At 59.3% G+C, this 11,802-nt stretch carries 12 protein-coding genes; 6 read left to right on the top strand and 6 right to left on the bottom strand.

Annotation, left to right across the window (positions count from 1 at the left end; translation table 11 throughout):
- Window positions 1-43 precede the first annotated feature (43 nt).
- The 3 genes from AC56QQ_RS17520 to AC56QQ_RS17510 are packed head-to-tail and all read left to right on the top strand — an operon-like array spanning window position 44 to window position 3,571.
- A complete protein-coding gene (locus AC56QQ_RS17520; RefSeq protein ID WP_497122816.1) occupies window positions 44-1,039 on the top strand; it encodes a UbiA family prenyltransferase in 996 nt (331 codons plus the stop codon).
- Complete coding sequence (locus AC56QQ_RS17515; RefSeq protein WP_497122815.1) at window positions 1,036-2,130, top strand: HAD family hydrolase; 1,095 nt, start codon at window positions 1,036-1,038, stop codon at window positions 2,128-2,130. The genes AC56QQ_RS17520 and AC56QQ_RS17515 overlap by 4 nt, the downstream gene beginning before the upstream one ends.
- A 16-nt stretch (window positions 2,131-2,146) precedes the next feature.
- Window positions 2,147-3,571, top strand: coding sequence for a GMC family oxidoreductase N-terminal domain-containing protein (locus AC56QQ_RS17510; RefSeq protein ID WP_497122814.1), 1,425 nt, complete (start codon window positions 2,147-2,149; stop codon window positions 3,569-3,571).
- 57 nt (window positions 3,572-3,628) lie between these two features.
- Here AC56QQ_RS17510 and AC56QQ_RS17505 read toward each other — a convergent pair whose 3' ends face one another.
- The 6 genes from AC56QQ_RS17505 to AC56QQ_RS17480 all read right to left on the bottom strand — a co-directional run bounded on the left by AC56QQ_RS17505 (window position 3,629) and on the right by AC56QQ_RS17480 (window position 9,994).
- Entirely contained in the window at window positions 3,629-4,654 is a 1,026-nt protein-coding gene (locus tag AC56QQ_RS17505) for a lysylphosphatidylglycerol synthase transmembrane domain-containing protein (RefSeq protein WP_497122813.1), read from the bottom strand.
- The gene (locus AC56QQ_RS17500) at window positions 4,647-5,282 is read right to left on the bottom strand and encodes a response regulator (RefSeq protein WP_497122812.1); all 636 of its coding nucleotides are present in this window, start codon (window positions 5,280-5,282) and stop codon (window positions 4,647-4,649) included. Before AC56QQ_RS17500 ends, AC56QQ_RS17505 begins: the two co-directional genes overlap by 8 nt.
- Complete coding sequence (locus tag AC56QQ_RS17495; RefSeq protein WP_497122811.1) at window positions 5,282-6,985, bottom strand: sensor histidine kinase; 1,704 nt, start codon at window positions 6,983-6,985, stop codon at window positions 5,282-5,284. Before AC56QQ_RS17495 ends, AC56QQ_RS17500 begins: the two co-directional genes overlap by 1 nt.
- A 381-nt stretch (window positions 6,986-7,366) precedes the next feature.
- Window positions 7,367-8,938, bottom strand: a complete 1,572-nt coding sequence (locus AC56QQ_RS17490; RefSeq protein ID WP_497122810.1) for a GMC family oxidoreductase — start codon at window positions 8,936-8,938, stop codon at window positions 7,367-7,369.
- Between the two features lie 48 nt (window positions 8,939-8,986).
- Complete coding sequence (locus AC56QQ_RS17485) at window positions 8,987-9,517, bottom strand: gluconate 2-dehydrogenase subunit 3 family protein (RefSeq protein ID WP_497122809.1); 531 nt, start codon at window positions 9,515-9,517, stop codon at window positions 8,987-8,989.
- 81 nt (window positions 9,518-9,598) lie between these two features.
- Entirely contained in the window at window positions 9,599-9,994 is a 396-nt protein-coding gene (locus AC56QQ_RS17480; protein ID WP_497122808.1) for a VOC family protein, read from the bottom strand.
- Between AC56QQ_RS17480 and AC56QQ_RS17475 the strand changes: the two genes are divergently transcribed.
- The 3 genes from AC56QQ_RS17475 to AC56QQ_RS17465 all read left to right on the top strand — a co-directional run bounded on the left by AC56QQ_RS17475 (window position 9,972) and on the right by AC56QQ_RS17465 (window position 11,801).
- Window positions 9,972-10,142 (top strand): hypothetical protein, encoded by a 171-nt coding sequence (locus AC56QQ_RS17475; RefSeq protein ID WP_489863717.1) that lies wholly within the window; start codon window positions 9,972-9,974, stop codon window positions 10,140-10,142. The two genes, AC56QQ_RS17480 and AC56QQ_RS17475, sit on opposite strands and share 23 nt — an antisense overlap.
- Window positions 10,143-10,209: 67 nt before the next feature.
- Complete coding sequence (locus AC56QQ_RS17470) at window positions 10,210-10,515, top strand: ribbon-helix-helix domain-containing protein (protein WP_091575035.1); 306 nt, start codon at window positions 10,210-10,212, stop codon at window positions 10,513-10,515.
- A gap of 449 nt (window positions 10,516-10,964) precedes the next feature.
- Window positions 10,965-11,801 carry a gluconate 2-dehydrogenase subunit 3 family protein gene (locus AC56QQ_RS17465; protein ID WP_497122807.1) on the top strand — a complete coding sequence of 279 codons (837 nt, stop codon included), beginning with the start codon at window positions 10,965-10,967 and terminating at the stop codon, window positions 11,799-11,801.
- Window position 11,802: the final 1 nt, after the last annotated feature.

Raw genomic sequence — 11,802 nt, 5'->3', positions numbered from 1 at the left:
AGCGAGGTCGTGTTGCGGGCACCGGCAACCGGAGGGCAACCACATGTATGCGGATGGATTTGAACCGGCTGCCGCGATCTCCCCGCCCCGGGCAAGCCTTAAGCAATATCTGGCAATTGCCCGCTTCGACCATGCGACCAAGCATGTCTTCATCCTGCCGGGGATCATCATAGCCTATGCCTTGCGTGAGCCGCCCATGGATCGTGCGGCGCTGGCAATCGCCGCTGGGTTCCTGAGCGCGATTGCCATCGCCTCAGCGAACTACGTCCTGAATGAATGGCTCGACCGAGAATTCGACGCCTTTCATCCAACCAAACGCACTCGCAGCGCCGTGCTGAGGTCGCTGTCACCGCATCTGGTTTATCTCGAGTATCTCCTTTTTGCGTCGGTCGGTCTTCTGCTCGCCGCTACGGTCGGAACATCGTTTTTCCTGGCCTCCGTTGTCTTTCTGATTTCGGGGCTGATCTACAACGTGAAGCCCATTCGATCGAAGGACTTGCCTTATCTGGATGTGATTTCGGAGTCCGTGAACAATCCCATCAGACTGACGCTTGGCTGGACGATGATTGACCACGCCGCACTCCCACCCAGCAGCCTGCTTTTAGGGTATTGGGCTGCCGGCGCCTTCCTTATGGGGGCAAAGCGGCTTTCCGAATACCGCGACATTGCCAACAGCGGGAACAAGGATTTGCTACAGCGCTACCGCCGATCGTTCCGTTTCTACACGGCAGAGAACCTGACGGTCTCCTGCTTTCTCTACGCCATGATGTCAGCATTTTTCATTGCGGTTTTCCTGACCAAATACCGGCTCGAATACATATTGGCTCTGCCCTTTATCGCGATCCTGTTCACGTCCTACCTGTGGCTTTCCTTGTTGAAGAACTCCATCGCGCAGCGTCCTGAAAGAATGTTTCGGTCGCGCCGGCTGCTGGCGTCGCTGATCCTGGCGGTGATGGCGATATTCATCTTGTCGTTCGTCGATTTGCCGTGGCTTTACGACCTGTCGGCACCCAACTTCAAACCCGTCGACATGCAATGAAACAACCCGACCAGTCGATCGTCTGGAACAATATCGACCTCGTGGTCTTCGACCTGGACGGGACCCTCTATGACCAGCGGCGTCTCAGAACACGCATGGCGCTGAATTTGCTGCACGATGCCGTGCGGGCGAGAAGCCTCAAGACTTTGAGTGTTCTGCGCACATTCCGGCAATGCAGGGAAGCGCTGGCGGAGCAAGTGCTGACCGATTTCGTGGACCGCCAATTCGAAGACACGGCGATGCGATGCGGCTGTTCCGTGGTCTATGTTCGCGAGGTTGTCCAAGAATGGATCGAGCGACGCCCGCTCGCCCATCTCGGCGCTTGCCGCTATTCTGGGGTTGAAGGACTTTTTGATGCTCTGCGCCGCTCAGGTCGCACGATTGCGGTATATTCCGACTATCCTGCCGCCGAAAAGCTCAAGGCCCTGGCGCTCAAGGCGGACTTTGTGGTCAGCGCCTCGGACAGCGACGTGCGAAGGATGAAACCCGACCCCGCCGGGCTGCACAAGATACTCGGTGCGGCCGGTGTGGATGCCACCCGTTCGCTGATGGTCGGTGACCGCTTCGACCGCGATTGGGCGGTGGCAAACCGTGTCGGCATGCCTGCCATCATAAGATCCAGGCGCACGGACCCGAGATGCGGGACTTTCCAGTCGTATCACGACGCGCTGTTTCAACCGGTTTTGCCATCGCTGGAGAAAAGCGGTGCATTCAGGCTTCCGAGTTTTGAAAAAAGTGTCCGGGCCATAGTCGATACCTTGATCCGGCAGGAACTGCCCGCGCCAGAAAATCCCGAAAACGCTGGAACCATCGAGGCCTATGTACTGGCGACGCATGCAAGCATGCCGGATTACCTGCGTCTGGCCTTCCGTATCTTGACCGTCGTATTCGATGCCTGGTCTTATCCGGTGGTTGGAAAGCCATTTCATCTACTGAGCCCTGACCAACGCATGGATCAGTTGAGGCGTTGGCAGCATTCACGTCTGCAGATCCGGCCCGCGCTAATCTCCTTTTACCGGACTTTGACCTTCTTTGGGCTCTATTCTGACCTCTACGAGCAGGACGTGGAACGTGGGGCACATCATAACTGAGCCTGTCACGAGCCAAATGACGGCCGACATTGTGGTGATCGGGTCCGGACCCGGCGGCGCGGTGACCGCGACCTTGTGCGCGGAAGGGGGCAAGTCAGTGCTTCTGGTCGAAGAAGGCCAAAATCTGTCGCTTCAGTCGGCCCCACCTTTTTCAAAGGAGGAACTGCTTCTCAAATATCGGAATGCCGGTATCTGCATAGCGCTTGGCCCGTCAAAAATTGCCTATGTCGAAGGTCGGTGCGTCGGGGGCGGCAGCGAGATCAATCGTGGGCTCTATCACCGTGCGCCGGAATACCTCCTCGACCAGTGGGCCGCCGTCTTCAAGGTCGATGATTTGTCTCTCGACCGGCTCATGCCCCATTTCATTGCCTGCGAGAACACCGCCAAGATCGAATATCTTCCCGGCGAGTTGCCCCCTATCTCGACGAGGTTGCGTGACGGGGCTGCCCGTCTCGGCTGGCAAGTGACCGAGGCGCCACGTTTGTACCGGTACAGCAGCATGGGAAGATCAGGCCGAAAACAATCCATGTCGGAAACCTTCGTTCCGCGATTTCTCGAAGCAGGTGGCCGTTTGATCGCTGACACACGTGCGACCCGACTAACACGCTCAGGTGGCAAATGGCACGTGAAGGCGCTGCACGCGCCGGCAGACGGCCCGCCACGGCCGATAGAAATTTCCGCCGACCGGATTTTCGTGGCCTGCGGCGCGGTTCAGACGCCAGCCCTTCTGCGCCGATCCGGTTTGACCCGAAATATTGGCAACTCCCTGTATTTCCATCCAATGCTGAAAGTCGTCGCGCAGTTTGATGAGGATGTGAACAATCCGGGCGATCCCGACCCGGTTCATCAGATCAGGGAATTCGAGCCTTCCTTTGGTATGGGATGCTCCATCAGCAAACGGCCGATGCTCGGCCTCGCAATGGTAAATCATGCCAACCACTTCGCTGAAATCGACAGGCATTGGCGTCGCATGGGCATATATTACGTTCAGGCGGCGAGCGGAAAGGCGACGGTACGCAACCTGCCATTTTTTCGCGATCCGTTGGTGAGGGTTTGGCAAAATGAGGCGGATCTCAGAAAACTGGCAGATGGCCTGAAACGACTGGCCGAGGCACTGTTTTCAGCCGGCGCTGTCGCCATCTATCCCAGCGTCCAGGGCTATCCGGTGCTCCGCTCCATGGAAGACGTCCGCAATCTTCCCGCCACCTTTGCCGGAAGCGATGGCAGCGTGACCTCCGTGCATGTGTTCTCCTCATGTCCGATGGGAGGAAACGAGGCCATTTGCGCGACGGATTCGTTCGGCCGCCTGCGCGATACGGACGGCCTTTACATCGCTGACGCGTCCCTCTTGTGCGGGCCGACTGTCGTCAATCCTCAGGGCACCGTCATGGCCATTGCCCATCGCAATGCGACGCACGCCATTGAAAGCCGATTTAACTGAGTGATATTGTAGGGGTGAGCCGGGGTTCCGTGGGGCCCCTTCCCTGCTCGATGCGGATCAGACCGAGCTCTGGATTTTGCTGGACGCGTCCGGTTTGTGCATCGCCGCCGACAGCAGCCAGCTGATTCCAAAGAGCGCCGTCGGCGCCCACAGAATAAGATGCGCCAGCAGCACGACGGCCGCAGCCATTGAGGTGTCCACTCCGGCAAGTCTAAAGGCCTGAAGACCAAAAAATTCAAACGGGCCAAAATGCCCGGGGAGACTGGGCACGAGTGTGCCGAGCGTGCTGAGGGCGAAGGCCAGAGACGGTTTCAACAAGGCATCGGTTGATCCGCCGAGGCTGACCCAAACACCTAGAAAAACGCCACTTTCCAAAAGCCACAAAGCAAATGACATGACGGTGAGCATGCTCAGCCGGCGCCAGGAGCTGATTTGCGCGACAGCCTCCGATGCGGCCCGCAACGCAGCGATCAGAATAACGATGGGACCAAAGTTGATTTGCCGGAACAGTTTTTCGAGCAAGCGGCAAGAAAGCGCTGGGGCAAATAGCATCCCCAATCCGCCGGCAAGCGCGATGGCGAGCAAAAGCTGGAAATTCCACACCAATGCGGGTGGAGCAGTGAGGTCAACCAGCGCCAGCGACATCCCGCCCAACAGGACGATGGTGACAAGATCGAGAATGCGCTCGACGATCATCGTGCCGATAATTGTCCCCGCCGGAATATCGAACTGACGGCTAAACCATAAAACACGAAAACCATCCCCTACCCGCAGGGGAAGAACATCGCTCATGCCAAAGCTGGCGATAAAGGGGCCGATCATCAATCGCAACGGCAAGCGGCGACCGGTCGTCGATTGCAGCATCATCCAGAACCGGACTGCCCTCAGAAGAAAGTCAGCGACAAAGGCCACGACGGCAAGGACGAGCGGCGCGACAGTCGCACGGCGCAGTATAGCACCAACCTCTGCAAAGTGGACATTGCGCATGGCAAAGAGGACAAACGTCGCCCCGACAATCAAGCCAAGTCCAACCCTGATTATTCTGCCTGTGCGGCCCTGATTGAACTCAGTTTGATCAACCATTCGGACCTGCCGTATATTGAAGATGGAGCGCGGCGAGTGTGGTGCGGTTGGTGATATCCAGCTTGCGATAGATGTTGTTCAGATGAATGCCGATAGTCCCTTCGGTGGTTCCCAGCTTCTGTGCGATGGCCCGGTTGGACAATCCTCCGCAGATCTGTACCGCGACCTCCCTTTCGCGCACGGTCAGCAGATCGAGTTTTTGAGGGCTATCGGATGGCCCGGCGCTCGTTGCCCTGAGCACGAGCTCCTGCGGCAGCCACTTCTCTCCGCCTGCGACCTGCCGCATGCAATCCAGGAGTGCTTCGGGGGCATATTCCTTCAAGAGGATGCCCCACGCCCCCATTGATATTGCGTCCGCAATCTGGCGGCCCGTCAGAGACGCGGTGAGGAAAATCATCTTGACCGGTAACCGCCTTTTGGAAACGGTTCGCTGGATCTCCAGTCCACCAACATCCGGCATGGAAACATCAAGCACGGCCAGATCGGGGCGGAGATCGCTAATGAGCGACAGCGCTTGCGCCCCGCTCGCCGTTGCCGCCAACACGTTGAAATCCGGCGCTGTTTTCAGCAGGCCCTGCAATCCGCGAAGCAGCAAGGGATGGTCATCGGCAAGGACTACGGAATACATCACCGCGCCACCTGGCCCAGGGGCAATGCAATGCGCAGGCTAAGTCCCGGCGACGCGCCGCAGATCGTCAGGTTGCCCTTGAGCCCGCTAACCCGCGAACACAGCGATGAGGGCCGTTTCGGTTCGACATCAGTTCCTAGTCCCGATCCGTTATCGGAAATCTTGATCTCAACGCCGCAATCGGCACGAACAAGTTCAATCCGCACTTGCGTCGCCTTGCCGTGCTTGACGGCGTTGGCGGTGGCTTCCGAGACAAGCTGCATGATTTCGTGCTGCATGGATCTTGGAACTTCGAGGTTCGGCGGATCAAGAGTAGCCTCGATTCGGCAATCCCATTGCTCCCTCAGGAGTTCGGCCAGGCCGGGTAATGCCTGGTAGAGCGGCGCCTCATCGTTCTGGCGGTCTGGACGCTGGTCATCAACATATTGCCGGATGCGCTGTTGCAAATTGAAGACAAGCGTATTCACGTCGACCACATTCGCCTTGGGTTCCTTGGGAACGGATTTGGCGATGAGCTTGAGTTTCAGGCTGGCGGCCGTGAGATCCTGCAGGATACTGTCATGCAGGTCGCGCGCGAGCCGTGCGCGCTCTTCGGCGCGCGCCGCTTCGGTTGTTTGCTGCATCAGCGCCAGACGCCCTAGTTCCGATCTGAATCTCATGGCGATGATTTCAGTGAGTGAACCGCATTCGTCCGGATGACAGGCCGGATCGATGACGAAAACCCGCCCGCGGTACCGCACGCTGGAGAATGCCGCCGAGCAGGTATATTTGAATGGCGTGCGAACTTCCGCCCCCAACTCCGGCAGGTCGCGGAAAATTCCAGCCACTTCGTCGGCGCTGACTCTTGGGATTCCGCCTCGGTCGAGATTGAACATCGGCGGTTCCGGATCGTGCTGGTTCCAGAAAGTCGCGTCCCGAACGTCGATCAGCCGCAGATCGCCCTGCCGCCAATAGGCGACGCTGCCGGTATCTTCCTCCTGATCCCGCCAAACGACCAACAGGCCGGGGTCACCCATCACCGCGGCCGCGTGATTGAAAAGGCCGCGCAGCCATGACAGCCGATCGCCGGTAATTGCATCGAACGGCCAATGGGCAAGCTGCGCCAAACGCTTCCGGTGATGTTCACGATAGGCGCCGAGATAGCCAAGCATAGCGGCCGAAACCATGAAATAGGTCGACCGCATGATAAATACATTGAGCTCGGACTGACCGTCTTCCAGATCGGGCAAGCCGACAATGATCAGAACGGCCTGCAGGGCGACCGCGCCCATGACAGCCCCCCTCAATCCCCAGCGCAGGGTCATGGCAAGCAGTATAAACGGCGAGAAGGAAAAAAAGGGGCTTGAAAGTTCGTTCGTCAAAAAAGTGAGAAAGCCCAGTATCGCTACATCGATGAAGTGAACGCCGAGATGAACCGGGCTGTCGAGAGATTTTCGGACCGGAAATATCACCAGAAGCAGGGAGAACACTACGTAAAGGCCAAGGGTTACCTGTGATTTAACCAGGAACGGCGCTGGCTGGGTGGGGTCAAGATAGACAGCGAGAACGGCAAATAGCGCCGTGACCAGGCGCCCTAAGCTGATTAACGCTTCGGGATTCGATGCCAACAGGATGTTGCTGGCTGATCTCCCAATCCTCATTGGACGGGCGTCCAAGCTGGCACGCCTGATCTGAGTAACAAGGCCAAAATCAAGGCTTGTCATGCAAACTCCTTGTCGAGGCACCGTGCATCGCGGCCGGCGGAGCCACGCGACCCTCAATAAGCGTGCGAGCGAGCTGGGACTACCGCGCAAGCCATTGCGTCGCCTCCGGCGCGAACAGGATGAGCACGCCGGTGCAGGAGCTGGACAAGGAAGAATTAAGGTATCGACGGTGTCCTTGCACCGTACCAAAACGTGGTAGTCCGGCTAAGCCAAGGATACCAAATGGACGTGACATCGGGGTCTTAGCCATTCCCATCCGCCGCAAGGTCAGCGCCCAGCCTGGTCACAAAAAAGCGGAACGCGGGTTGCGCGTTCCGCTTAGCGGTCTGGGAGGATGCTGGGCTTCCGCATCGACCCGATGCGGGTCGATGTTCTGGCGGCTCAGATGGTCTTGGCCGACATCTGCGCGGCGATGTAGTCGGCCTGGCGGATCGCCAGCGACACGATCGTCAAGGTCGGGTTTTCGGCGGCACCCGTGGTGAACTGGCTGCCGTCGGACACGAACAGGTTCTTGATGTCGTGCGCTTGGCCATGCTTGTTGACGACGCCGTCGGCCGCTTTCTCGCTCATCCGGTTGGTGCCGAGATTGTGGGTCGACGGATAGGGCGGCGTCGGGAAGGTGCGCGTGGCGCCGACCGCGGCATAAAGCGCCGAGGCCTGCTTGTAGGCGTGGTTGCGCATCGCGGTGTCGTTGGGATGATCGTCGAAATGCACGTCGGCGATCGGCATGCCATGCTCGTCCTTCATGTCGGCATGCAGCGTGATGCGGTTCTCCGCGCGCGGCATGTCCTCACCGACGATCCACAGGCCGGCCATGTGGTCGTAATGGTCGAGCGCCGTGGTGAACGACCGGCCCCAGCCGCCCGGATCGAGGAAGGCCGCCATGAACGGCAGGCCGAGCGACAGCGTCTCGAACTCGTAGCCGCCGACGAAACCGCGCGACGGATCATGGCGCGCCTCGTCGCGGATGATGCCGGCCATGGTGGTGCCGCGATACATGTGCACCGGCTTGTCGAAAATGGCATAGACCGAGCCGGTGGTGTGGCGCATGTAGTTCTTGCCCACCTGCCCCGACGAATTGGCGAGGCCGTGCGGGAACTTGGCTGATTCTGAATTCAGCAACAGGCGCGGGCTCTCGATGGAGTTGCCGGCAACCGCGACGATGCGGGCCTTCTGTTCCTGCAGCTTGCCATCCTTGTCGGCATAGACGACCCCGGTCACCTTGCCGCTAGCGTCATGGTTGATCTTGATCGCCATTGCGTTCGGCCTGACCTCGAGATGCCCTGTCGCCTCGCCTTTGGGAATCTCGGTGTAGAGCGTCGACCATTTGGCGCCCCATTTGCAGCCCTGGAAGCAGAACCCTGTCTGCTGGCAGGAATTGCGGTCGTCGCGCTGGACCGAGTTTATCGCCATGTTGCCGGTATGGCATTCCTTGTAGCCGAGCTTGTCGGCGCCCGCCTTCAGCACCTTGAAGTTGTTGTTGCCCGGCAGTCTCGGCCAGTCGTTGGTGCCGGTCACGCCCATCTTGGCTTCGGCCTTGGCGTAGTAGGGCTCCATCTCGGCCAGCGTGATCGGCCAGTCGAGCAGGTTCGCGCCCTCCAGTTTGCCATAGGTCGAGAGCGTCTTGAACTCATGCTCCTGGAAGCGCAGCGAAGCCCCGGCCCAGTGCGTGGTCGAGCCGCCGACCGACTTGACGATCCAGGCCGGCAGGTTTGGGAAATCCTTGGCCACACGCCAGTCGCCCGACGTGGTGCGTTTGTCCTTCCAGGCGAGTTGGGTGAAGGAATCCCACTCGTCATTGATGAAGTCCTCGTATTCGTGGCGTGCGCCGGCCTCCAGGATGACGACATCGACACCCTTCTGGGCAAGTTCGTTGCCGAGCGTGCCGCCGCCGGCGCCCGAGCCGATGATGACGACCACACCGTCGTTTTTGAGATCAAATGCTGCTGCCATGGTTTCCTCCCATGATTTTCTGTTTGCGGGGTCTCGGGACGAAGGGGCTCAGAGCCACTCGATGTCGTTGAAACCGCGCGCGATATAGCCGCCCTTGGAATAGGACTCGCCCTCGTAGCCGAAGATCGGCCATACCTCTTTCTGGTTGTAGAGACCGACGACGAGGCCGCCACGGATGGCCTGGAAGAATGGCGTCGCCTCGATCTGCTTCAACACCGCGAGGCGCTGGTCTTCCCAGCCAAGGGCCCGGTAGCCTCCCTCGCCCGACTTCTTGTCGAGATCGGCGATGCCGTCTTCGATCATCGCCTTGTGGGCGGCGTCCTTGCCGGCCTGCTCGTCATGGGCTTTCACGGCAATGGCATAGTATTTGTCGGGAACCTGATCGTGCGGATAGATGTCGCGCGCCATCTGGATCAGCGTCGCCATCGTTTCGGGCTTGAGAGCCGATGTCTCGAGCCCCCAGGCATGTTCGGGGCTGATGACGGCGCTGCCCGAAATGACGAGCAAAGCGCCGATGCCACTGCGTTTGAGAAGCTCACGACGTGAAAGTCCAGGCTTCCCGTCATAGATCGTGACCATGTATTCCTCCCTGCTTGCTATTTGCACCCGTTGAGAGTGCCGTTGCTGGCGCCGCGCCTCCCGGTGCGGCCGCGATGTCTCCTATTTGAAACGACCTTCGCGTTGCAGAACCTCGATCTTGTAGCCGTCGGGGTCCTCGATGAAGAAGAAGCGGGCGATCAGCGAACCGTCGTGGTTGAACTCGACGATCTTTTTGGGGTTGAGGCCAAGCGCGCCGAGGCGATCATGTTCGCTGTCGAGATCGACGACCGAGACCGCGAGGTGGCCGTAGCCGTCGCCAAGCACATAGGGCTCCCGCCGCCCCTTGTTCACTGTCAGTTCGACCTCGAACCCTGTCTCGGCGTTGCTGAGATAAATGAGCGTGAATGTCTCGAAGTCCAGCCTGTCGGCGACATCGAGCCCGAAGGCATGTCTGTAGAAGTCGACGGATCGGGCCTCCTCGAGAACCCGGATCATGCTGTGGATCGCCTTTGCCAAATCAGTCTCCGCCGTGGTGAACGGAAGCGATTATGAGCGGCGCGGGCAAAAGATGGTGGCAGCCGGTTACCACGCCCAGGCCCGTGAAATGTCCCGCCCGCCCCATCAGGGACGAAAGTCCGATTGCCGTAACGGCATTTTTGCCTGAAAGTACCATTGGGGACGAGCAGTGCGGCGCGTCCACCCAAAACCAACAATCATGGGAGGTTTGTCGGATGTGCAGGGTATTTGCGGGCCAGGACCCCGAAGGCTATCGCCAGATCAACCGGTCGATCCGCATTGACGGGCATTCGACCAGCATTCAGCTCGAGGCCACATTTTGGGCACTGCTTGACGAGATTGCCGAAAGCCAGGGGCTGACGACGCCGAAATTCATCTCGAAGCTCTATGACGAAGCCATCGAGATCAATGGCGCCATTCCAAACTTCGCGTCGATGCTGCGCACCACCTGTGCCCTTTATCTGCGCGGCCATCGGCCGGGCATGGAGGAGCAGATGGCGCCGAAGCGGCAAGCCGCCTAGCGCTGGCCGCGTCATCCGCTCGCATCGGGTCGACGCCACGGCCGGCGCTTCACATGCCTGATGGCACGACGCTGTTTCTATCGGTCCAGCATCCGGCCGAAGACGCCGGGATACTCGACAAGGCCACGACGCCGCAGCCCATTTCAGGGACGGCCGGCCGCCCAGGCGCCCGATGGCGCATCCCCGGCAAGGATGCGGCCCGGTTGGCACACGGCCGACCGAAACCCTGCTCCGCGAAAGTGTTGGCCGGTAGCCCTCCGGTGTGGAAGGCGACTGCGGCAGCTTCGCTGACCGCGACCTAGCCAGATAAGTGATCTTCCACTCGGGCCTCGGAGCAAGGCCCGTCAGCCATTTATTAGCCCGATCTACAGCAAAGCGGATCGCACTAACGATTTTGTGATGTGGTTGACGGGACCATTTTCATCTCGCAGTTTACCGATATTCGATGAGTGCGGCTTAAACTTAACTGTATTTGTCATGTTTACTTGGGCGTCACTTCCCGAGTGCTTCTGCTTACTTTCAAGGTTCCTAAAATGAGCCATCGCAACCCCATCCGAATGAATCGGCGTCTTTTCCTCTCTTCAGTCGCAATGTTTACCGCAACCGCGACATCGGCGGGCTTTGCGCGATCCTTCTCGGGCTCTCTGCCCTGGGCGCCATTCGCAGCCGATCCGCCAACGCAGGTCTTGCCCGAGGGCTGGCAGTTTTTCACGCCACAGGAAGCCGCGCTCGTCGAGGCCATTGTCGACCGTATCATTCCCGCCGATGACCTCAGCATGGGTGGCAAAGAAGCCGGTTGCGCCATCTATATCGACAGGCAATTGATGGGTGCGTTCGGGACATCGAGCCGGCTTTATACTCAAGGGCCATTCCTGCCGGGGTTGCCCACGCAAGGTTATCAGGGCGAGGCAAATCCCGCCCAGCGCTACCGCACTGGCCTCGCCGCGATCGACGCTTTCCTGAAGCAACGGGATGGCAAGACATTCGTTCAGCTTCAGCCTGCGGACCAGGATGCATTCCTGACGGCGATGGAAGCCGGAAAGGTCGACCTGCCGAATGGTGTCAAAGCCCCAGGCTTCTTCGCGCTTCTGCTGCAGAACACGATGGAAGGGTTCTTTGCCGACCCGGTCTATGGCGGCAACAAGGACATGGTTTCGTGGCGCATGCTCGGTTTTCCGGGTGCGCGCTATGACTATCGGGATCACGTCAGCAAACACAACCAGCCATACCCGCAGCCGCCTGTCTCGATCTTCGGGCGCCCTGAGTGGCTCAGGAAAGGCGCCTGAC

The sequence above is a fragment of the Mesorhizobium sp. RCAM 05099 genome, from assembly GCF_059683685.1.
The sequence above is the reverse complement of the archived record's forward strand: the minus strand, read 5'-3'. Positions and strand labels throughout refer to the sequence as shown.

Coding starts and splice junctions, on each gene's coding strand:
- AC56QQ_RS17520 (WP_497122816.1), top strand. CDS start 44: ATGTATGCGGATGGATTTGAACCGGCTGCCGCGATCTCCCCGCCCCGG.
- AC56QQ_RS17505 (WP_497122813.1), bottom strand. CDS start 4,654: ATGGTTGATCAAACTGAGTTCAATCAGGGCCGCACAGGCAGAATAATC.
- AC56QQ_RS17495 (WP_497122811.1), bottom strand. CDS start 6,985: ATGACAAGCCTTGATTTTGGCCTTGTTACTCAGATCAGGCGTGCCAGC.
- AC56QQ_RS17485 (WP_497122809.1), bottom strand. CDS start 9,517: ATGGTCACGATCTATGACGGGAAGCCTGGACTTTCACGTCGTGAGCTT.
- AC56QQ_RS17475 (WP_489863717.1), top strand. CDS start 9,972: ATGCTGTGGATCGCCTTTGCCAAATCAGTCTCCGCCGTGGTGAACGGA.
- AC56QQ_RS17515 (WP_497122815.1), top strand. CDS start 1,036: ATGAAACAACCCGACCAGTCGATCGTCTGGAACAATATCGACCTCGTG.
- AC56QQ_RS17490 (WP_497122810.1), bottom strand. CDS start 8,938: ATGGCAGCAGCATTTGATCTCAAAAACGACGGTGTGGTCGTCATCATC.
- AC56QQ_RS17500 (WP_497122812.1), bottom strand. CDS start 5,282: ATGTATTCCGTAGTCCTTGCCGATGACCATCCCTTGCTGCTTCGCGGA.
- AC56QQ_RS17510 (WP_497122814.1), top strand. CDS start 2,147: ATGACGGCCGACATTGTGGTGATCGGGTCCGGACCCGGCGGCGCGGTG.
- AC56QQ_RS17470 (WP_091575035.1), top strand. CDS start 10,210: ATGTGCAGGGTATTTGCGGGCCAGGACCCCGAAGGCTATCGCCAGATC.